Raw genomic sequence first — 19,602 nt, 5'->3', positions numbered from 1 at the left:
CTGTTTCGCCATAGTCTGAATAGAGAAAAGCCCCGATTTTCGGGGCTTTTTTTATGCTGCCGTTTCCGGTGCCTTTTCGAGCGAAACTTCTGGTCTTTTGAAGTCACCGGACTGCTGATCCATTACCCACAGCTCGCCGGTCGAAATATCGAACCATACGCCATAAAGGGTGAGCTTGCCCTTCTTCTCAAGAATATCGACACATGGAAATGTGCGCAGATTATTGAGCGAATAGCGGATCGAAATACGCTCAAGCGCTGTCTGACGCTCGCTCTGCGTCATCAGATCATTGCCATTGACCGTTTCCGCCGCAGGCGCAATCAGGCTCATCCATTTACCGATAAAATCACTCGGTGAAAGTGGTGCGCTTTGCGTATCAAGGGCCGCCTTGATGCCGCCGCATCGGCCATGCCCCATGACAACGATGTTCTTCACCTTAAGGCTCTGGACTGCAAATTCGAGTGCAGCAGACGCCGCATGAAATTCACCATCCGGCTCGTAAGGCGGAATAAGATTGGCAACATTCCGAAGAACGAAAATTTCGCCCGGTGCCGTATTGAAAATTGTTTCTGGAGCGGCACGGGAATCGCAGCAGGCAATGACAAGGGTCTGTGGTGCCTGACCTTTTTCAGCGAGTTCTTTATAACGTGCCGTTTCAGACGCGAAATGCTCGCTCATAAAGGTCTGGTAACCGGCGAGGAGTGAATCTGGAATATCAGCCATGGCTTTCCATTATCCCTATCGAAAACACAGAGCAATCAAAATTTGAACCGTTCTATGCACGCAATCCCTTGGTCGGATGGACGAGCCGCCTCATCTGTACCATTGCCATAGGCGTTGCGAGACTGGAGGCATCCGCTTCAAGCATCAATTCATCAGCGCCGCGTTTTGCTGAACGGGCCATGATCTCAAACACCGCCGCCGTTGTGCTTTGCAGAGTTTTTTCTTCTGAAAAGCCCGCAAGCCTGCGCGCGAGAAACACCGCTGATGTCAGATCGCCCAGACCATTGGTCGGCCCATCGACGCATCGATGCTCCGCCATCAGCGCAAGGGTTGGCGTGAGCAGAATATTGCCGATACTGCCACTCATCAATGGAAAAGCCGATGTCACCAGCATGGTTGCTGGCCCCGTATCAAGGGCCGCTTCCATCAATGCTTTGTTGTCTTCAAGTTCAACACCAGTCAGCCATGACAACTCGAAGCGATTGGGCGTTGCAATATCGGCAAGGGGTATCAAGTGATCGCGAATACCGACGGCTGTCGCTTCCGGAACATAAAGCCCCTTCTGATCGCCAATGACCGGATCGCAAAGATAAAGCGCGTTGGGATTGCGCTCCTTCACTTTTTTTACCAGTCCCGCCACAGCTTTCGCCTGTTCGGGATGGCCAAGATAACCGGTGAGGATAGCCCCAACTTCACCAAGCCACGGCGCGCGTTCAAGATCCTGCATCAGTGTTGCAAACTCTTGGGCAGGCGGCACGATACGCCCGGCAGGACCATGGCCGGGATGCCACGGCAACACGACTGTGGGCACGGCCCAGACGGGAAATCCGAGCGTTTCCAAAGCGAAAACGGCAGCGCGGTTTCCAACAGAACCGCGCACGACATGGCTTGAGATGACAAGAACGGTTGTCGCGTCCGAAGGCGCAGAAAGCGTCATGTTAAACCTGGCTTTGCATGAGGTAAGAAATGAGCCAGACGATAATCGCCAGCGTGATGATAAGGCCCAGCCCGCGCCCGACGCGGGTAGCCCAGAGTTCGATTTTGTCATCCTCCGGGGCATCATTGGCAGCAAGATGGCTTGCGGTACGGGCAAACCCGCGCCGAACAATACCTCCAGCGCCGGTTTGCTCGCGCTCCAGACGTTCAAGAATGCGCTGCGCCTCGTCCTGACGCTCGCGTCCCGGACTGCCACCCTCACCTATGCCCGCCTGCTGGCGCTCACCCATAATCTGCCTGCCCTCAAGAAAAGACTCGTATCGTGGACACACTATGCAACATCACGTCCTGATTGCTGTTCTGCAAGCAGAATATTGTCTGATCAATTCAGTTTTACGATCAGCTTACCAAAATTGCCGCCTTCCAGCATGGAAATGAAAGCTTTGGGCGCATTTTCAAGCCCGACCACGATGTCCTCACGGTAGCGCACCTGACCATCTGCAACCCACTTTGCCATGTCGCGCTGGAATGCTGGCCCTTGGTCGGCAAAATCCCGCACGATAAAGCCGCGAATTGTCATGCTTTTGGTGAGAATGTCACGCATGAGCAATGGCAGCCGGTCCGGCCCGTCAAAAGCGCCGTTCTGATTATATTGTGCAATCAGTCCACACACCGGAACACGTGCAAAGGGATTAAGTAGCGGCAGCACAGCATCAAAAACCTTACCGCCGACATTCTCGAAGTAAACATCAATGCCTTTCGGGCAAGCCAACGCCAGCTCCTGCGCAAAATTATCGGAACGATGATCAAGCGCTGCATCAAAGCCGAAATCATCAATCAGTGCTTTGCACTTGTCCGGCCCACCGGCGATACCGACTGCGCGCGCACCTTTAAGCCTGGCAATCTGCCCGACAGCCGACCCCACAGGTCCGGTCGCAGCTGCAACCACAACTGTTTCACCCTCTTTCGGCTGCCCGATCGTCAACAGGCCGGAATAAGCGGTGAAGCCTGGCATGCCCATAACACCGAGCGCCGTCGTGACAGGCACTTGCTTTGGATCGAGTTTACGCAATGTGGATGCCTCGGCAACCGCATAGCTCTGCCAACCGGAATACGAGAGAACGAAATCGCCCGGAACAAAGCCTGCGCTTTTACTTTCTACCACTTCGCCAACGGTTCCACCTTCCATGACAGCACCGATCTCAACGGGCGCTGCATAGGATTTTGCCGCACTCATGCGCCCACGCATATACGGATCAAGCGAGAGATAGCGGATTTTGAGCAACACCTGACCTTCGCCCAACGCAGGAATCTCTGCCGTTTCAAGTCGAAAGTGTTCCGCAGTCGGTCGTCCTTCGGGACGCGATGCAAGGACAATACGATGGTTGGTTTTTGCACTCATAAATCTCACTCCTGATAATCGCTACAACTCTATGCCTTTAATTAGCGCGTAAAAGCGAAAAGTGGATGTCATGACACAAAGATTGCGCAACAAAAGAAAACCCCGCCCATGAAGAAGTCATGGGCGGGGCTTTCTCACTTGAAAACAGAATGAGTTATTTCATCGTCGGGATGACAAACTCTGCACCATCCTTCACGCCGGAAGGCCAACGCGAGGTAACTGTCTTGGTCTTGGTGTAGAAGCGGAATGCATCCGGGCCGTGCTGGTTGAGATCGCCGAAGCCCGAAGCCTTCCAGCCACCAAAGGTGTAGTAGGCAATCGGAACCGGAATCGGCACGTTGATGCCGACCATGCCGACCTGAACACGGCTGGCAAAATCACGCGCTGCATCACCGTCGCGGGTGAAGATGGCAACGCCATTGCCATATTCATGTTCATTTGGCAGAGCGAGCGCTTCTTCGTAGTTCTTGGCGCGAACAACCGAAAGAACCGGGCCGAAGATTTCTTCCTTATAGATGCGCATATCCGGCGTTACATGATCAAACAGACAGCCGCCCATATAGAAGCCGTTCTCATAACCCTGCATCTTGAAGCCACGGCCATCAACGACGAGCTTTGCGCCTTCCTCAACGCCGAGATCGACATAACCACGAATCCGCTCAAGTGCTGCCTTGGTGACCACCGGACCAAAGTCGGCGGAATTGTCCGTTGATGGGCCAATTTTCAGCGCTTCAACGCGTGGAATCAGCTTTTCCATAAGACGGTTTGCAGTGTCTTCACCAACCGGAACCGCAACAGAGATCGCCATGCAGCGTTCGCCTGCTGAACCGTAACCGGCGCCAATCAGCGCATCGACCGTCTGATCGATATCGGCATCCGGCATGATCAGCATGTGGTTCTTGGCACCGCCAAAGCACTGAACGCGCTTGCCGTTTGAGCAGCCACGACCATAGATATATTGCGCAATCGGCGTCGAACCAACGAAACCGATGGCCTGAACATCCTTATCGTCGAGCAGCGCATCGACCGCATCCTTGTCGCCATTGACGACGTTGAAAATACCAGCCGGAAGGCCAGCTTCCATGAACAGTTCAGCAAGACGCATCGGCACACCCGGATCACGTTCCGATGGCTTGAGCACGAAAGCATTGCCGCAGGCAATCGCCGGGCCAGCTTTCCACAGTGGGATCATGGCCGGGAAGTTGAACGGCGTGATACCGGCTACAACACCGAGCGGCTGTCGCATCGAATAGGTGTCGATGCCCGTGCCTGCATTGTCAGTGAATTCGCCTTTGAGCATGTGCGCGGAACCGAGGCAGACTTCCACCACTTCGAGACCGCGCTGAATGTCGCCCTTCGCGTCAGCAATCGTCTTGCCATGTTCGCGTGCCAGCAATTCAGCAAGGCTGTCATATTCTGCTTCAACGAGTTCGAGGAACTTGCGCAGAATGCGCACGCGACGCTGCGGGTTGGTTGCAGCCCATGCTGGTTGCGCTGCCTTGGCATTTTCGACCGCCGCACGCACTTCATCTTTGGTGGCCAGCGCCACAGTACCCTGAACCGTGCCATCCAGCGGCTGATAAATATCAGCCGTGCGACCGCTTTTGCCAGCAACATGCTTGCCGCCGATGAAATGTCCTACAGTGCGCATGAAAACGCCTCCCTTGTGTTTATCCCTTGAGGCGGCAAAAGACCGCCTTCTTAAGGCCTATCCTGACTCTGCAAATTCATGATTGCAAGGCGCTGAAAAGCGTATCCGTTGTGCATTTTTTATAGTACAAAATCATAGGGAGGCAAAATGCCATGAACTGGGATGATATTCGTATTTTTCTCGCCGTTGCACGCTCGGGGCAGATTCTGGGTGCGGCCAAAAGATTGGGCCTTAACCACACCACGGTTGCACGCCGTCTGACCGCTCTTGAAACCGCACTTTCAACGACCCTTCTGACACGCCGCACCAACGGCTCCACACTCACACAGGCAGGCGAAGAATTTCTCTTAGCAGCCGAACGCATGGAAGCAGAGATGCTTTCCGCCCGCGCGCAGGTTGGCAATGCCGATGTTGCCGTGTCCGGCACGGTGCGGATCGGCGCGCCGGATGGCTTTGGGGTCAATTTTCTTGCGCCCCGGCTTGCGCGCCTGACGCAGCAATATCCCGATCTCACCATTCAGCTGGTTCCAGTGCCGCGTTCGTTCTCGCTGTCGCGGCGTGAAGCCGATATCGCGATTACCGTTGAACGACCTGAGCAAGGCAGGCTGATTGCCCGCAGGCTGGTGGATTATACGCTTGGTCTTTATGCCCATCGCAGCTATCTCGAAGAGCATGGGACACCGCAAAGCACGGATGAATTGAGCGGTCACAGACTGATCGGTTATGTTGAAGACCTTGTGGTTAATCCATCACTTGCCTATGCATCGGAGATTTGCCGCGACTGGAAACCAGATTTTGAAGTGTCGAGCGCACTGGGTCAGGTGGAAGCCGTGCGGGCCGGTGCAGGTATCGGCATTCTTCATGCGTTTATCGCACGTGCTGATTCCGATCTCGTGCCGCTGTTTCCTGATCGCACCATCCGCCGCGCCTATTGGCTGACCTATCACGAATCCGCACGCACGCTTCGCCGCGTGACGGCAGTTTCCGCGCTGATTTCAGAACTGGTCGAAAACGAAAAATCGCTTTTTAGCTAACCTTCATATAGACAACCATGGCCCCGACGATCATCGCGGCGGGTACGAACAAGGCATCAAGACCAATAAAATAATGGCCGAGGCCACCGCCAACAGCACCAAGCATCAAGGCCAGCCAAACCGCGACATGCTGCAACCACCGCCACTTCGGTGTTTCACCGCGCAGCGAACAGGCAAGATCGGCAGCAGCATTAAAAAGCGTGCCCGTCACGTAAGTTACACCCAGACGGGCGGCGCCAATCGGTTGCACGGCCGCGTTTTGCGCGCCCATTGCGGCGGCAAGCAGCAGGACCGGCTGGATAAACATTGCGCCTTCGCGCCGCAAGACGCCAACCAACAATAAAATCGCTACCACACTGGCCATCACATAAAGACTACCCGCACGACCGTAAGCGCGAACGACAAGTGTTCCGAAGAAAGCGCCCAGGAAAAACAGGACAATCAGGATAGCGGGAAACCAGATCAAGACCTCGCCCTGCACGCCCGGCTGCCCGGCAATCGCAGTCCCAAGTTGCGTGGTGTTGCCACTCATGAACGATGCAAAGAAACCGCCCAGTTGCAGAAAGGCAATTGCATCAACGAAACCAGCGGATGCAGTCAGAGCCAAGCCAAGCGATAGCTTCGAATTCGGTGTCATTCTTCTTAAGCTTTGAAAGATGCTGGCCGGTCCTTAAAACCGGGCCATTATGATGATTGGTAGAGAGCGCAATCCGACCGCAGTAATCCGAGGTCGTCAGACGCGTTTGACGATCCGCAGGATTATCAGAAGGATGGCAGCGCCGATAAAGGCATTGACGATTGAGGCAACCACGCCGCCGCCAACCGAAAAGCCAAGACGCGGCAGCAGCCAACCCGCAAAAAAGGCGCCGATCACACCCACAATAATATTGCCGATAACACCAAAACCACCACCCTGCACGACCTTGCCTGCCAGCCAGCCGGCAATAAGACCAACGAACAGGAATACAAGAAGACTCATACCATCCATAAGAATTTCTCCCTCTGAGAACGCATCCACGACGCATTTGCGGTGAGTTGACTATGAGTCGGGCTTACTGGCAAGAGGCTTGCATTCTAAGGCGCGAGATGCTGGAAAGCGCTGACGACTTCTTCGTAAACCTTGCGCTTGAACGGCACGATCAATTCCGGCAGTTCCCGCATTGGCTTCCACGCCCATTCCTCAAACTCAGCCGTATGGCCACCGGGCGGCGGATTGATCGCGATTTCGCTCTCATCACCCTCAAAACGATAGGCAAACCATTTCTGGGTCTGTCCGCGATATTTGCCTTTCAGCGCATGCCCAACGAGACGCGCTGGCAGGTCGTAATTGATCCAGTTCGGCGCTTCTTCAAGCAGTGACACAGACTTCATGCCGGTTTCTTCATAAAGCTCACGCAGCGATGCCACAGCTGGGTCTTCGCCCTTGTCAATGCCGCCCTGCGGCATTTGCCAGAGCTGCGTTGCACCATCCATTTCGTCACCCGGAATGACAATGCGTCGCCCGGCCCAGACAAGACCCGCTTTATTGAGCACCATCAACCCAACACAGGGACGATATGGCAGGCTTTCAGGATCGACAGGGCCTTTGTGCTTCGACATGGTATCTCCGTATGCATGCGTTTAAATCAAGTGTTATGCGGCAATTCATAGCGTTTCAATGGCATTGAACTGCGACAAAAAGAAAACGCGGAAGCCTGAACTCCCGCGCTTTATTTCTCCTTCAAGCGTGACTGCTGATTAGTTCAGAACGCTCTTTTTCGGGTCTGGCGGGAAGGCTGCATTGGCAACTTCACCACGCAAAAGCTTCAGCGCGTCATTGAGCTGAACATCGTCCTTAGGCTCAAGCGGCACATAAGCAGCAGATCCCGAACCGGCATCATCTTCTTCATTGCCTTTGATATGGCCTTTCAGTTCGGATTCGCCGCGCACAACATCTTCGCCACGCATTTCAGGCGGCAGCGGCTGTTCAACCTTGATGTCCGGGGTAATACCCTTGCCCTGAATCGACTTGCCGGATGGTGTGTAATAGAGCGCGGTCGTCAAACGCAACGAGCCATTCTCACCAAGCGGAATGATGGTCTGCACAGAACCCTTACCAAAGGACTGCGTACCCAGCACGGTCGCACGGCGATGATCCTGCAACGCACCGGCAACGATTTCGGACGCACTGGCCGAGCCGCCATTGATCAAAACAATCAGTGGCTTGCCGTTTGTAAGATCACCTTTATGGGCATCAAAGCGCGTCACATCCTGCGGATCACGCCCACGGGTCGAAACGATCTCACCCTTGTCAAGGAAGGTGTCAGAAACAGCTACCGCCTGATCAAGCAGACCACCCGGATTAAGCCGCAAGTCAAGCACATAGCCCTTGAGCTTGTCAGCAGGCACTTTTTCCTGAATATCCTTGATCGCTTTCTTGAGATCATCCGACGTCTGTTCGGTAAAGGAAATCACACGCAGATAGCCGACATCGTTTTCGATACGCGAACGAACAGCCTTCACCTTGATCACCGCGCGATCAATCTTAAGCGTGATTGGCTTGTCCGCACCCTGACGGATCAGCGTGAGTTCAATCGGGGAACCGACCTCACCGCGCATCTTTTCAACAGCATCAGCGAGGCTGAGACCACGGACTTCCTGTCCATCGATCTTGCTGATCAGATCACCCGCAAGAACGCCGGCTTTGGAAGCAGGCGTATCATCAATGGGCGCGATGACCTTCACGAGGTCATTATCCATGGTGACTTCGATGCCAAGCCCGCCGAACTCGCCCTTGGTCTGCACGCGCATGTCCTGTGCGGCTTCCGGGTTAAGATAGGAAGAATGCGGATCAAGCGACGTCAACATGCCATTGATCGCGCTTTCCGTCAGCTTCTTGTCATCGGGGGGCGTCACATATTGCTGACGCACGCGCTCGAAAATATCACCGAAGAGAGCCAGGTCCTTATAGACATCGCTGTCTTTCCCCGCTGCCGCAAAGGCCGTGGAAGCAGGCGCGCCCTGAACCATCACCATGGCTGACGCCCCCAGAAGGGCTCCGGCGAACAGCAGCGACAGTTTACGTATCATTTTGTGTCCTTCCAGAAAGCCGCTCGGACCACCACGGGGCCGGATCAACGGGTTTTCCATCTTTTCGAAACTCAATGTAAAGCAATGGCGCGCCATTGCCCACTTCAATGGGTGCAACACTTGCGAGAAGTTTTTCACCCATCGCGCCGACCGGCTCCCCGGCAAGAACAAACTGACCTTGCGCCACGTCGATTCGGCCCATGCCTGCCATCACGATATGATAGCCATTGCCAGCATCAAGGATCAAGAGTTGCCCATAAGATCTGAATGTACCCGCATATAATACTACGCCATCGGAAGGTGACGTAATCGTGGCAGCAGGCAAAGTTTCGACAATCTGCCCCATCATGTTGCCGCCGACACCATCCTTGTCACCAAAATGGCGGATCAACTTGCCAGAAGCAGGCAAAATCAACCTTCCACGCAAGGATGCAAAGTCAAGCTGCGCCTCCAGACGGCCAACATCAGGCGTTGTTTCTCCGGCCTTTTCACGGGCCTTCGCCAGACGCTCGGCCTCGGCCTTGCGGGCTGCATCAGCTGCATCACGCACGCCAGCCATCTGCTTATCCAGTCCGTCGATCAACTCCTTGAGGCTGCCCGCTTTTGCGGCAAGTTCTTCCGAACGCTTGCGCTGCGCATCCATTTCCTGCTCGGATTGGGCCTGCAATTTCTTTTTTTCTTCAAGAAGAAGTGATTGCCGCTTCTGCTCTTCGGCCTGCGCAGTACGCGTGGTTTTCAATTTTTCCTGCTCCTGCTGGATAGAAGCAGTCACGCGCTGCATGTCTTTGAGATCACCCGCAAGTTCCTCCACCTGCCCACGCATTTCCGGCACCACCGCGCCAAGCAAAACAGCACTGCGCACCGATGCCAAAGCATCATCGGGCCGCACGAGGATAGCAGGCGGCGGATTCAGGCCCATGCGCTGCAATGCGGCCAAAACCTCAGACAGAACGTTACGCCGCGCCCGCAAAGAAATGCGAATTCCATCTTCCTGCTCCCGCAGCGCAACCAGTTTATCAGCACTATCAGCAATATCCTGCTGCAATTTCTTGTCCGTCTTGGCAGACTGGATCAATGCCGCCGTTATCGTTACCTGATCTTTTTTGAGGTTTGCAACTTCGCCTTCAAGCTGCTTGAGCTTATCGCCCGTAACCGACAATTCGGTGGTAAGCTGCTCATATTCACTCGCCGCCTTCTCACGCTGCTCTTGCAGCGCTTCCTGTGCGAAAACCTGCGGCATGCCTGCCATAAGAGCAGTCGCAACAAAGCCCACCCGCATGAGTGCAGGCAGCAAAGGCATTTTTGAAAGGCGACAAGAACTCATGATCTGCTATATCAGGAAAAAAGAAGGCCAAAACTAGCCGCAGAGCATTAAGGAATTGTTAGCTATAAGCAATCCGTAAAAATTTCGCCTCGGCCATTGGTCCTATTCGTCATTTCTGGTGAAACTGCGCGCAATTACGGCGCAAGATCAGGGTAACTCTGCACATATTGTTGCATTTCACGCCGATAGCGCCAGACGGCGCGGGCGCGGTGTTTCCAAAGATCGCGGCGTGGCCGCTTCCATGGCTTTTCCGGACCATGGAAATGAACAATGATATCCGGCACAGATTTACTTTCCTCGACATCGCCACCAAGTCGGGCAATGTGGCGCCGCTGCCTGGCAGCCCGGCTCCATGAAGAATTATAAGCCGGGTTGAGCAGATGTACGCGATCCCGAAAAACATTGTTGAGATGGTCCTGATCGCCCAATGGACACGCGGACGCACGAACAAGATCTTGCATTGCCTGATGTAGTTCCGGCTCTGCCCGAATGGCATCCGTATCAAGCAGCAGAACGCCGGAATTGAAATAGCGCGATATATCGCTTTGCTGCATCAATTCCTGTAACTCACGCACACGCGGCAAACATTTTTCGCGCACCTTGAGGCTACGTGAAGACCATTTCGCCACAACACAATCGCGCACCGCGCCAATCGGGCAGCCTTTGAGATCAAGGCCGAAAAGTGGGGCGACATCACCCACCACCTGCGTGTCGCCATCAATATAAAGAACGCGCCCTGAAATTCGGGCCGGAATATGCAAACGCCCCATGGATGCCGCCGAAATATAAGCCGTTGGGCCCTTTGCGCCCTCAAGATCAGCGCTCGTCAGAGAAAGGCTATTCAACGTAACTGACGGATTGGTGGAAGCGACCCGATGCACAGCTTCCCAATCCTGCTCACTTAGTCCATCACCCCAGAAATGGATGATGCTGGGGACAGACAAGTGACGCAGAACGCCCCACATCGCCACAAGTGTTGGTTTGAGAAACCCGTGATCGGTTACGAAGACGATCTGCGGCAGCGTTTTATTCGTCGATGAAAGCGACATGTAATTCTTCAGATGATGCACGAGGCAGTTACGAAACCCGACCCGTCGCATTAGTTATTAGAAGAACGTGAAATAATTAGGACCGATGATAGGGATGACCCGCAAGAATCGTCGCCGCGCGATATAATTGTTCAGCAACCAGAATGCGGGCTATCTGATGCGGCCATGTCAGCTCACCGAGTGCCAGAACCAGATCGGCACGTGAGCGCAAAGCGGGATCGTGTCCATCCGGGCCACCAATGGCGACAATCAGCTGACGCTTACCAGCATCACGCATACGGCCAATGCGTTCAGCAAAAGCTTCCGAGCCAAGCGCCTTGCCGCGCTCATCAAGCAGGATAAGGGCAGCACCATTATCCAATGCTTCATGGATGCGCTGCGCTTCTTCGGTCTTGCGCAGTTCAGCAGTCTGTCCACGGCTTTCGGGAATTTCGCTCACACCGGCGAATTCGAGCCCAAGCGGTGGGCCCGCCTTGGAAAAACGGTCAAAATAACGCTCGACCAACTCCCGCTCGGGGCCGGCTTTCATCCGGCCCACGGCCATCACACTCACACGCATCGCGTCCTCTTACGACTTAGAGCGCATCTGGATCTCATAAAAACAGAGAGCGGCGCCCTAACTCTTTCTTTTAACGCGCATCTTTATCCGAAAACCGTTTCACACTTTTCAGGATGCGCTCCAATCAGTGCACCGTTCCCGATGCGCGCTGATCTTCGAAATCGTCGTTGATCCAGATTTTTTCCAGATTGTAGAAATCACGGATTTCCGGGCGGAAAATATGGACGACAATATCACCAGTATCGATGAGAACCCAATCCCCACCTTCGAGTCCTTCGACCCGCATATCTTTGCAGCCCATTTCGCGAAGCGCCTGCAAAAGATGGTCAGCGACAGCCGTCACATGACGATGCGAACGACCAGACGCGACGATCATAAAATCGCCGATCGAAGATCTTCCGCGAATGTCGATGGGAATAATAGATTCTGCTTTGGAGTTTTCGAGACTGGCCAAAGCCGCGTCGAAGGTCTGGGACACGAAAGCTGTTTCGTTCATCCCGACCGCTGAAGGCGCGTGGTGAGCCTTCTTCTCAATTGCTGTTCTCAGTGTAGTTCCTTTCTGTCAAGAACAACGCAGTACGGCAGTTATAAGCACCGCACATGCCTAAGATAGGCAGAGTCCTTGCATTCTTTCAAGCTTTTTGGGGTGATAAGCCCATTCACTTTTTCAGTTTTTGTTTGCGGAGCGCCGTCGACGAAAGCGATGATCGCGGTCCGTGAATAAAGGTCCATGCCGGTGGCGAGCGCCGCGCCAGAATTGGCGCGTAATGTTCATCCAACCGGCTGCGGGAAAAGGTCTGCGCCATCCGCGATGACAGATAGGCCAAGGTCGAACCCGGTCGGTCAATAACTGCGATCGGAAACGTCTGCGCAATCTCACGCCAGCGCTGCCAGCGATGAAACGATGCGAGATTGTCTGCGCCCATAACCCAGACGAAATGCACGCCGGGATTGGCCTTGGCAATCAGCGCCAGAGTGTCGGCTGTGTAGCGCACGTTAAACGCTGCTTCCAGTGCCGTCACCTTGATGCGCGGATCGCTGGCCACATGCTCGCTCAGCTCCAACCGTTCAGAAAGCGGTGCAAGTTCGCGCTTATCCTTCAGCGGATTGCCGGGCGTCACCATCCACCAAAGCTGATCAAGCTTTAGCCGTCGAATAGCGATTTCAGCGACTAGCGCATGGCCACCATGTGGTGGGTTGAACGAGCCGCCAAACAGGCCGACCGTCATGCCCTTTTCGACATGTGGCATACGCAAATAACGCACATCGACGCCCGGATAACGCGTTTTTAATGCGGGAAGCCCGAAGCCAAAACGCATCAGCCTCTGACCTGTCCGTTTCCACGAACACGATATTTGAAGGAAGTCAGCTGTTCGACCCCAACCGGACCACGCGCGTGCATCTTGCCCGTTGCGATACCAATTTCAGCGCCCATGCCGAACTCACCACCATCTGCAAACTGCGTCGAGGCATTGTGCAGAAGAATGGCCGAGTCGATCTCGTTGAAGAAGCGCATAACGACATCCGCATCCTCAGCCACAACCGCTTCGGTGTGGTGCGAGGAGTAACGGTTGATATGCTCAATCGCACCCGAAACACCATCGACCAGCGCCACCGAAATAATCGCATCGAGATATTCGGTCGACCAGTCTTCTTCGCTGGCAGGCTTGGCACTTGTATACAGTGCTCGCACTTCGTCGCTGCCGCGAATTTCACAACCCTTGGCAGCCAGATCTTCAAGAACCGGCACCAGATGCGTTTGAGCCACTCCGCGATCCACAAGCAAGGTTTCGGTTGCACCGCAAATGCCGGTGCGGCGCATCTTGGCATTCACCGCAATCGCACGCGCCATGTCGAGATCAGCCGACTTGTCGATATAGAGATGACAGATGCCTTCAAGATGCGCGAAAACCGGCACGCGCGCTTCCGATTGCACCCGCGCCACGAGGCTTTTGCCGCCGCGAGGGACAATCACGTCAATCGCGCCATTCAGACCTTTGAGCATTTCGCCAACCGCCGCACGGTCTGTAACCGGCACGATCTGGATAGCATCGGCAGGCAATTGCGCTGCCTCCAGTCCCGCAACCAGCGCCTTGTGGATGGCTGCCGACGAATACGCGGAATCTGATCCGCCGCGCAAAATGACCGCATTGCCAGCCTTAAGGCATAGCGCGCCAGCATCTGCCGTCACATTGGGACGGCTTTCATAAATCACACCGATGACGCCCAATGGTGTACGAACGCGCTCGATATGCAGACCATTCGGACGATCCCATTCGGCAATCACTTCACCGACTGGGTCATTCAATTCAGCAATAGCGCGAATGCCCTCGGCAATCGCCTGAATACGACCGTCATCCAGTGTCAGCCGATCAACAAACGAAGCCGCCATGCCGCTTTCGGCGGCACTGGCAAGATCAAGCTTGTTGGCTCTCAGAATGGCATCTTTGCTTGCAAGAATGCTATCTGCGGCAGCTAGCAGAGCTTTGTTTTTCTGTTGAGGCGAAGCGATGGATAGCGGAGCCGCTGCCTGTCTGGCTTTACGACCAACCTCTGCCATGATGGCTGCGATGTCAGTTCCGGCATCCACTTTGTTCAACATCCTCTTCCCCTTATGCTTCTTCAGTCTCGGTGGTGGTCATACCCCGTACCACCAGATCATTCCGATGGATCATCGCGCTGCGTGCATCATAGCCAAGAATGGCACTGATCTCATCGCTTTTGTGCCCGGCAATTTTTCGCGCATCTTCCGCATCATAAGCAATCAGGCCGCGCGCAATTTCCCGGCCTTCTTCATTGAAAACCGCAACCGTATCGCCCCGTTCAAACTGGCCTTCAATCTCTCTCACGCCGGCAGGCAAAAGCGACTTGCCGGATTTCAGCGCTTTGGCTGCACCAGCATCAACTTTCAAACGACCAGCTGGCTCAAGATTGCCGGAAATCCAGGTCTTCCAAGCATTCACCGGCGCACGCGCTGGCTCAAACAATGTCGCCCGCTCACCACGATCAATAGCCGAAAGCGGCCCCATCCGTGTACCGGAGGTGATAATCATCGCGGTGCCTGCCGCATTGGCAATCTTGCCGGCGTCAAGCTTGGTCTTCATGCCACCGCGCGAAAGCTCGGAAGCAGCAGCACCTGCCATCGCCTCAATCTGGGGTGTGATTGTTGTAACGAGCGGAAGAAACTGCGCATTCGGGTCCTTATGCGGCGGTGCCGTATAAAGCCCATCAATATCCGAGAGCAGGATCAGAAGATCAGCCCCCATCATGGTGGCAACACGGGCTGCAAGGCGATCATTATCGCCATAACGAATTTCGGTTGTCGCAACCGTATCATTCTCATTGATGATTGGCACAGCGCCAAGCTTCAGAAGCGTTTCAATCGTTGCGCGCGCATTGAGATAACGGCGACGCTCTTCTGTATCCGAAAGCGTCACCAGAATCTGCCCCGACTTGATGTCATGGCCACCAAGCACATCGGCATAGGCTTTTGCGAGCGCAATTTGCCCAGCGGCGGCGGCGGCCTGACTTTCTTCCAGCTTGAGCGATTTTTTCGGCAAACCAAGAACAGTACGTCCAAGTGCTATAGCACCGGACGAAACCACCAGAACTTCGACGCCCACATGATGAAGCGCCGCAATGTCCTGACCCAGGCTCTCAAGCCAGTTTTGCTTGAGCCCGGTCGCGCGGTCCACCAGAAGGGCGGAACCGATTTTGATAACGATGCGGCGGTAGTTTTTGAGTTGTTTGAGCATGTCTTCAGTTCCTGCGCCGCATCTTCAACTGTTATTCTTCTTCAGCCGCACCGGCTTCAACTGCACGACTTTTATCGATGACGGCAGCCAGCTGGCGAAGCGCATCGTTCAAGCCTTCATGGCTAACGGCCGAAAGCAACAGCGGATCGCGGCCACACGCCTTCTTGAGCGCCTTCACCTTTTGCTTGCGTGCATCCGGATCAAGCGTATCGATCTGCGACAGCGCCACGATTTCAGGTTTCTCGGTAAGGCCATGCTCATAGGCCTCCAGCTCACCGCGAATAACCTGATAAGCCTTCGCCACATCGTCTTCCTGCGCAGACACCAAATGCAGAAGCACGCGGGTACGCTCGACGTGACCGAGGAAGCGGTCGCCAAGGCCGATGCCTTCGCTTGCACCTTCAATCAGACCCGGAATATCCGCAATCACAAACTCACGTGCATCGACGCGCGCAACACCGAGATTGGGGTGCAACGTGGTAAAAGGATAATCGGCAATCTTAGGTTTTGCAGCCGTCACACTTGCGAGGAATGTCGATTTACCCGCATTCGGCAGGCCGACCAGACCCGCATCAGCAATCAGCTTGAGCCGCAACCGAATAGTACGCTCGATACCTTCCTGCCCCGGATTGGCACGACGTGGCGCGCGATTGGTCGAAGTCGTGAAATGCAGATTGCCAAAGCCGCCATTGCCGCCCTTGGCCAAACGATAACGCTGACCAATTTCGGTGATGTCGCAGATCAGCGTTTCATCATCTTCTTCAAAAATCTGCGTGCCGACCGGCACTTTGAGGACGACATCATCGCCTTTGCCGCCGGTCATATTGCGGCCCATGCCATGCATGCCAGTCTTGGCCCGGAAATGCTGCTGATAACGGTAGTCAATCAGCGTATTGAGGCCATTGACGGCTTCCACCCAGACGTCGCCACCGCGTCCGCCATCGCCGCCATCAGGACCGCCGAATTCAAGAAACTTCTCGCGGCGGAACGACACGGCCCCCGCCCCACCATTGCCGGAGCGGATATAGATCTTGGCCTGATCGAGAAATTTCATTGAACCCTACCTCTTGCGACGCAATAGAAACTTGATTGGATGCGTCTTAAACCTTGGGACTGCGCACAATCTCGCGCAATCCGATTTGCAATTACAGCAAAACCTGTGCCCTGCAAACAGCAGAAGCATAAGGTTTTCAGCCTAAATTCAGTTTCCATGCGGAATCACTGAAATCGATATAGAGCAATTCCTGATCCAGATATTGCCCTTTGACATAAAGCGACTTTGGCTCAACACCATAGGATTTGAAACCGAGGCCATAATAGATACGCTTTGCAGGCTCATTGGTCGCCACGACTTTCGCATCCAATATCACAACATGCCGGGCCGCGTGTTCGATAATCTGCCCAACAAGTGCTCTGCCAAGTCGCAAGCCCCGCGCTTCCGGCGCGACATAGACGCTGACCAGCGTACCACGGTGACGCTCGGATCGACGTTCATGGCGATGTAAACCAGCGATACCCATCAGGTTTTCACCATCAAAGGCACCGAAAATGACATTGCCGTTCACCTGCTCCAACCGGCGCGCAAACACGCTGTCGGAATAGGCATTTTCTTCTTCAAAGGTCGACCCGAAAGCCTGCGGCGCCAGCTGCAATGCAGACAGGCGTATCGCGCGGAACCGGTGCAGGTCTCCCTTATCCAGTGCGCGAACAACAACCCTTTCACGGGTTACAGCATAAATATCGTTCATTATATTCCCCGATGTTTATCGGCCCTGCTCTTTTCAGCAGGGCCGTCTCTTTTGATTATACCTGCCAGCTTCTCAGGCCGATCCAGGTCCGCCGATCAAGAACATAGCGCTCGACAGGGACATTTCCCGAAGCGAGCGAATCCGCCATGCCCATGCTGCTGAACTGAAAGCCACACTTATGAATCACGCGACGCGAACCGACATTGCTTGCGTGGCATGAGACATGCAGACGCTCAATTGGCGTGGCCCGAAAGGCAAGATCGATCAATGCGTGGGCAGCTTCCGTGGCAAAACCATGCCCCCAATAAGACTCGCCCAGCCAATAGCCAATCTCCAGACCTTCGCCATGGCTATGCGGATGGATGCCACAACACCCCATAAAGATTCCGGTTTCAGCTTGGGTAATCGCGTAAATGCAATTGCCCATCTCGCCTTTTCGGACGCGCTCTACAAAATCGATGGCATTTTCGCGGCTGTATGGATGAGGCATACGGGCGAGCATAGCAGAGACGCGGGCGTTATTGGCAAGATAGGAAATTGCATCCACGTCTTCGGTATGTGGCGGGCGGAGAACCAGCCTGTCCGTGACGAGGACGGGGCAATCTAAACCGGGCGAGAGATCAGCATAACTGGCCTCCCGCTCGCTACAGCTCTCGTAATATTCTTCTTCTAAAACGTCGACGACCATTTGTCTGTCCTCCAGATGCAAAAAGGGAAGATGGTGGTCCCATCTTCCCTTCGATCTTTTGGCTGGTCGCCATATATACCGGGTCCAATGGGACGCCGGTATTTATGAGTGCCCGGCTTACTCTGCTGCTTCTGCGATCGGGTTAACCGATACGTAGGTGCGGCCGTTGGCTTTCGTGCGGAAAGCAACGGAACCATTGGTGGTAGCAAAAATAGTGTGGTCTTTACCGAGGCCAACATTGGCGCCAGGATGCCACTTCGTGCCGCGCTGGCGCACGATGATGTTGCCAGAAACGACAGCTTCGCCGCCGAACTTCTTCACGCCAAGGCGCTTCGACTCTGAATCGCGACCGTTACGCGACGAACCACCAGCTTTTTTGTGTGCCATTGGATTTCTCCTTTAATCTCTTCTACTTACTCAGCCGACTCGGCCTTGGCTGCAGCCTTCTTAGGCGCTGCCTTCTTTGGCTTTGCGGCTTCGCCTTCAGCGGCATCTGCCTTAGGAGCCTTCTTCTCAGCGGCCTTCTTCGATGGCTTTGCACCGTCGGTAAGGATCTCCGAGATACGGATCGTCGTCTGTTCCTGACGATGACCGCGGGTGCGCTTCGAATTCTGACGGCGACGCTTCTTGAACGCGATAACCTTGCGTGCACGGCCCTGTTCAACGACTTCGGCCGTTACCAGAGCGCCTGCAACAACTGGCGCACCAACGGTCGAACCGACCATCAAAACTTCTGCGAATTCTACGATGTCGCCAGCTTCGCCAGCAACTTTTTCAATCTTGATAACGTCATTTGCGGCAACGCGATACTGCTTGCCACCGGTCTTAATGACTGCGAACATTTGTTGTCCTTTCGGTTGTTCGGTCCGGCTCTCATTTCCACGACATTTGCGCCGAAGTGATGGGCCGTCTTTTTATCAGTCGGTTGGTGAGTGGGCATTGTGCCCTTGATAACGACTCCGGAAACCCGAAATTTCGCAATCAAAACAATAGGCGCGGATTACCCCACGCCTAAGGTCAGGTGCTTATAGGTTGGAAGCTGCAGGAAAGTCAAGATTTTTCACAACAGAATGCAAATTAGGTCTTGTCTAATTGCATTTGGCTCGTTATTGAGCCGCTACACACTTAGCATTCGCTTTAGATGCTTACCAACGGCGCGGTTTTAGAGATCGCTTTATCGTGGTGCACCATGCGGAGAGGTGGCTGAGTGGTCGAAAGTACCGCACTCGAAATGCGGCGTGGGGGTAACTCCACCGTGGGTTCGAATCCCACCCTCTCCGCCATTTTATCTAGTAAATCAAACGGTTACGATTAATTCGGCTTGCTCATGTGGCTATATCTGTGCTGTTTGGCATTTGCTTCTATTCAAGGGCCACGCTTGAGGCACGTTCAAGACTGACTAAGTTGAATTAAACGCTTCACAGTCTTTCTGCTTAAACCACGGAATGCCTTCTTAAATCTTCAAACAGAACGTTACCGCACATCTGGAACCCACGCACGGCCATCGATATCAGGAAAAAAGAATAGATTGCGCTTTTTGTTACGCGCCGCTTAGATTGCTTAGCTGTCAATCGGCGTTTAAACGGGACCCCTTATCGGCGTCCAAAAAGTACCCCTCCTTTAGGTTGCAAGGTTTAGCGTGCGCGGGCCCGTAACTTTAAATT

Annotated in this window: 22 protein-coding genes and 1 tRNA gene; 2 read left to right on the top strand and 21 right to left on the bottom strand. The window is 54.3% G+C overall.

What is annotated here, in order from left to right; translation table 11 throughout:
* Positions 1 to 51 precede the first annotated feature (51 nt).
* From VBH83_RS15010 to VBH83_RS14990, 5 genes are all read right to left on the bottom strand, one after another.
* Complete coding sequence (locus VBH83_RS15010) at positions 52 to 723, bottom strand: carbonic anhydrase (RefSeq protein ID WP_265985190.1); 672 nt, start codon at positions 721 to 723, stop codon at positions 52 to 54.
* Positions 724 to 775: 52 nt separating this feature from the next.
* Entirely contained in the window at positions 776 to 1,660 is an 885-nt protein-coding gene (gene pdxY, locus VBH83_RS15005) for a pyridoxal kinase PdxY (protein WP_396998459.1), read from the bottom strand.
* Between the two features lies 1 nt (position 1,661).
* The gene (locus VBH83_RS15000) at positions 1,662 to 1,949 is read right to left on the bottom strand and encodes a hypothetical protein (protein WP_265985188.1); all 288 of its coding nucleotides are present in this window, start codon (positions 1,947 to 1,949) and stop codon (positions 1,662 to 1,664) included.
* Positions 1,950 to 2,041: 92 nt separating this feature from the next.
* Positions 2,042 to 3,061 carry an NADP-dependent oxidoreductase gene (locus tag VBH83_RS14995; protein WP_265985186.1) on the bottom strand — a complete coding sequence of 340 codons (1,020 nt, stop codon included), beginning with the start codon at positions 3,059 to 3,061 and terminating at the stop codon, positions 2,042 to 2,044.
* A gap of 154 nt (positions 3,062 to 3,215) precedes the next feature.
* On the bottom strand, positions 3,216 to 4,712 hold the full coding sequence (locus tag VBH83_RS14990; RefSeq protein ID WP_265985185.1) for a CoA-acylating methylmalonate-semialdehyde dehydrogenase: 1,497 nt from the start codon (positions 4,710 to 4,712) through the stop codon (positions 3,216 to 3,218).
* Between the two features lie 152 nt (positions 4,713 to 4,864).
* Here VBH83_RS14990 and VBH83_RS14985 point away from each other — a divergent pair, with 152 nt between their 5' ends.
* Positions 4,865 to 5,746, top strand: a complete 882-nt coding sequence (locus VBH83_RS14985) for a LysR family transcriptional regulator (protein ID WP_265985184.1) — start codon at positions 4,865 to 4,867, stop codon at positions 5,744 to 5,746.
* Here the strand turns inward: VBH83_RS14985 and VBH83_RS14980 are convergent.
* From VBH83_RS14980 to rplU, 16 genes are all read right to left on the bottom strand, one after another.
* The gene (locus VBH83_RS14980; protein WP_265985183.1) at positions 5,739 to 6,383 is read right to left on the bottom strand and encodes a YoaK family protein; all 645 of its coding nucleotides are present in this window, start codon (positions 6,381 to 6,383) and stop codon (positions 5,739 to 5,741) included. The genes VBH83_RS14985 and VBH83_RS14980 overlap by 8 nt on opposite strands.
* Positions 6,384 to 6,479: 96 nt before the next feature.
* A complete protein-coding gene (locus tag VBH83_RS14975; RefSeq protein WP_265985182.1) occupies positions 6,480 to 6,734 on the bottom strand; it encodes a GlsB/YeaQ/YmgE family stress response membrane protein in 255 nt (84 codons plus the stop codon).
* Positions 6,735 to 6,820: 86 nt separating this feature from the next.
* Complete coding sequence (locus tag VBH83_RS14970) at positions 6,821 to 7,345, bottom strand: RNA pyrophosphohydrolase (RefSeq protein WP_265985181.1); 525 nt, start codon at positions 7,343 to 7,345, stop codon at positions 6,821 to 6,823.
* A 138-nt stretch (positions 7,346 to 7,483) separates the two neighbouring features.
* Complete coding sequence (locus tag VBH83_RS14965) at positions 7,484 to 8,815, bottom strand: S41 family peptidase (protein ID WP_265985180.1); 1,332 nt, start codon at positions 8,813 to 8,815, stop codon at positions 7,484 to 7,486.
* Positions 8,805 to 10,094: a murein hydrolase activator EnvC gene (locus VBH83_RS14960; RefSeq protein ID WP_265985224.1), complete on the bottom strand. Its 1,290-nt coding sequence runs from the start codon at positions 10,092 to 10,094 to the stop codon at positions 8,805 to 8,807. The genes VBH83_RS14965 and VBH83_RS14960 overlap by 11 nt, the downstream gene beginning before the upstream one ends.
* A gap of 179 nt (positions 10,095 to 10,273) precedes the next feature.
* Positions 10,274 to 11,188 (bottom strand): glycosyltransferase, encoded by a 915-nt coding sequence (locus tag VBH83_RS14955; RefSeq protein WP_265985179.1) that lies wholly within the window; start codon positions 11,186 to 11,188, stop codon positions 10,274 to 10,276.
* Positions 11,189 to 11,264: 76 nt separating this feature from the next.
* On the bottom strand, positions 11,265 to 11,747 hold the full coding sequence (gene rlmH / locus VBH83_RS14950; RefSeq protein WP_265985177.1) for a 23S rRNA (pseudouridine(1915)-N(3))-methyltransferase RlmH: 483 nt from the start codon (positions 11,745 to 11,747) through the stop codon (positions 11,265 to 11,267).
* 124 nt (positions 11,748 to 11,871) lie between these two features.
* Positions 11,872 to 12,243 (bottom strand): ribosome silencing factor, encoded by a 372-nt coding sequence (gene rsfS, locus VBH83_RS14945; RefSeq protein WP_265985176.1) that lies wholly within the window; start codon positions 12,241 to 12,243, stop codon positions 11,872 to 11,874.
* A gap of 163 nt (positions 12,244 to 12,406) precedes the next feature.
* On the bottom strand, positions 12,407 to 13,066 hold the full coding sequence (locus VBH83_RS14940) for a nicotinate-nucleotide adenylyltransferase (protein ID WP_396998454.1): 660 nt from the start codon (positions 13,064 to 13,066) through the stop codon (positions 12,407 to 12,409).
* A complete protein-coding gene (locus tag VBH83_RS14935) occupies positions 13,066 to 14,349 on the bottom strand; it encodes a glutamate-5-semialdehyde dehydrogenase (protein ID WP_265985173.1) in 1,284 nt (427 codons plus the stop codon). Before VBH83_RS14935 ends, VBH83_RS14940 begins: the two co-directional genes overlap by 1 nt.
* A gap of 10 nt (positions 14,350 to 14,359) precedes the next feature.
* Complete coding sequence (gene proB, locus VBH83_RS14930; RefSeq protein ID WP_265985171.1) at positions 14,360 to 15,502, bottom strand: glutamate 5-kinase; 1,143 nt, start codon at positions 15,500 to 15,502, stop codon at positions 14,360 to 14,362.
* Between the two features lie 31 nt (positions 15,503 to 15,533).
* Positions 15,534 to 16,556, bottom strand: a complete 1,023-nt coding sequence (gene obgE, locus VBH83_RS14925; RefSeq protein WP_265985170.1) for a GTPase ObgE — start codon at positions 16,554 to 16,556, stop codon at positions 15,534 to 15,536.
* 136 nt (positions 16,557 to 16,692) lie between these two features.
* On the bottom strand, positions 16,693 to 17,250 hold the full coding sequence (locus VBH83_RS14920) for a GNAT family N-acetyltransferase (protein WP_265985169.1): 558 nt from the start codon (positions 17,248 to 17,250) through the stop codon (positions 16,693 to 16,695).
* A 55-nt stretch (positions 17,251 to 17,305) separates the two neighbouring features.
* Positions 17,306 to 17,938 (bottom strand): GNAT family N-acetyltransferase, encoded by a 633-nt coding sequence (locus tag VBH83_RS14915; RefSeq protein ID WP_396998450.1) that lies wholly within the window; start codon positions 17,936 to 17,938, stop codon positions 17,306 to 17,308.
* Between the two features lie 117 nt (positions 17,939 to 18,055).
* Positions 18,056 to 18,325: a 50S ribosomal protein L27 gene (rpmA, locus tag VBH83_RS14910; RefSeq protein WP_007876947.1), complete on the bottom strand. Its 270-nt coding sequence runs from the start codon at positions 18,323 to 18,325 to the stop codon at positions 18,056 to 18,058.
* 26 nt (positions 18,326 to 18,351) lie between these two features.
* Positions 18,352 to 18,780: a 50S ribosomal protein L21 gene (gene rplU, locus VBH83_RS14905; protein ID WP_265985166.1), complete on the bottom strand. Its 429-nt coding sequence runs from the start codon at positions 18,778 to 18,780 to the stop codon at positions 18,352 to 18,354.
* A 351-nt stretch (positions 18,781 to 19,131) separates the two neighbouring features.
* On the opposite strand from rplU, the gene VBH83_RS14900 reads away from it, so the two are divergent.
* Positions 19,132 to 19,221 (top strand) — tRNA-Ser (locus tag VBH83_RS14900).
* Positions 19,222 to 19,602 lie beyond the last annotated feature (381 nt).

Source organism: Ochrobactrum sp. S1502_03, assembly GCF_044435015.1.
Lineage (GTDB): Bacteria > Pseudomonadota > Alphaproteobacteria > Rhizobiales > Rhizobiaceae > Brucella > Brucella chromiisoli.
The sequence above is the reverse complement of the archived record's forward strand: the minus strand, read 5'-3'. Positions and strand labels throughout refer to the sequence as shown.

Bases quoted from the DNA above. Each gene is read 5' to 3' on its own strand.
- VBH83_RS15010 (WP_265985190.1), bottom strand. From the start codon at position 723: ATGGCTGATATTCCAGATTCACTCCTCGCCGGTTACCAGACCTTTATG.
- pdxY (WP_396998459.1), bottom strand. From the start codon at position 1,660: ATGACGCTTTCTGCGCCTTCGGACGCGACAACCGTTCTTGTCATCTCA.
- VBH83_RS15000 (WP_265985188.1), bottom strand. From the start codon at position 1,949: ATGGGTGAGCGCCAGCAGGCGGGCATAGGTGAGGGTGGCAGTCCGGGA.
- VBH83_RS14995 (WP_265985186.1), bottom strand. From the start codon at position 3,061: ATGAGTGCAAAAACCAACCATCGTATTGTCCTTGCATCGCGTCCCGAA.
- VBH83_RS14990 (WP_265985185.1), bottom strand. From the start codon at position 4,712: ATGCGCACTGTAGGACATTTCATCGGCGGCAAGCATGTTGCTGGCAAA.
- VBH83_RS14985 (WP_265985184.1), top strand. From the start codon at position 4,865: ATGAACTGGGATGATATTCGTATTTTTCTCGCCGTTGCACGCTCGGGG.
- VBH83_RS14980 (WP_265985183.1), bottom strand. From the start codon at position 6,383: ATGACACCGAATTCGAAGCTATCGCTTGGCTTGGCTCTGACTGCATCC.
- VBH83_RS14975 (WP_265985182.1), bottom strand. From the start codon at position 6,734: ATGGATGGTATGAGTCTTCTTGTATTCCTGTTCGTTGGTCTTATTGCC.
- VBH83_RS14970 (WP_265985181.1), bottom strand. From the start codon at position 7,345: ATGTCGAAGCACAAAGGCCCTGTCGATCCTGAAAGCCTGCCATATCGT.
- VBH83_RS14965 (WP_265985180.1), bottom strand. From the start codon at position 8,815: ATGATACGTAAACTGTCGCTGCTGTTCGCCGGAGCCCTTCTGGGGGCG.
- VBH83_RS14960 (WP_265985224.1), bottom strand. From the start codon at position 10,094: ATGCGGGTGGGCTTTGTTGCGACTGCTCTTATGGCAGGCATGCCGCAG.
- VBH83_RS14955 (WP_265985179.1), bottom strand. From the start codon at position 11,188: ATGTCGCTTTCATCGACGAATAAAACGCTGCCGCAGATCGTCTTCGTA.
- rlmH (WP_265985177.1), bottom strand. From the start codon at position 11,747: ATGCGTGTGAGTGTGATGGCCGTGGGCCGGATGAAAGCCGGCCCCGAG.
- rsfS (WP_265985176.1), bottom strand. From the start codon at position 12,243: ATGAACGAAACAGCTTTCGTGTCCCAGACCTTCGACGCGGCTTTGGCC.
- VBH83_RS14940 (WP_396998454.1), bottom strand. From the start codon at position 13,066: ATGCGTTTTGGCTTCGGGCTTCCCGCATTAAAAACGCGTTATCCGGGC.
- VBH83_RS14935 (WP_265985173.1), bottom strand. From the start codon at position 14,349: ATGTTGAACAAAGTGGATGCCGGAACTGACATCGCAGCCATCATGGCA.
- proB (WP_265985171.1), bottom strand. From the start codon at position 15,502: ATGCTCAAACAACTCAAAAACTACCGCCGCATCGTTATCAAAATCGGT.
- obgE (WP_265985170.1), bottom strand. From the start codon at position 16,556: ATGAAATTTCTCGATCAGGCCAAGATCTATATCCGCTCCGGCAATGGT.
- VBH83_RS14920 (WP_265985169.1), bottom strand. From the start codon at position 17,250: ATGAACGATATTTATGCTGTAACCCGTGAAAGGGTTGTTGTTCGCGCA.
- VBH83_RS14915 (WP_396998450.1), bottom strand. From the start codon at position 17,938: ATGGTCGTCGACGTTTTAGAAGAAGAATATTACGAGAGCTGTAGCGAG.
- rpmA (WP_007876947.1), bottom strand. From the start codon at position 18,325: ATGGCACACAAAAAAGCTGGTGGTTCGTCGCGTAACGGTCGCGATTCA.
- rplU (WP_265985166.1), bottom strand. From the start codon at position 18,780: ATGTTCGCAGTCATTAAGACCGGTGGCAAGCAGTATCGCGTTGCCGCA.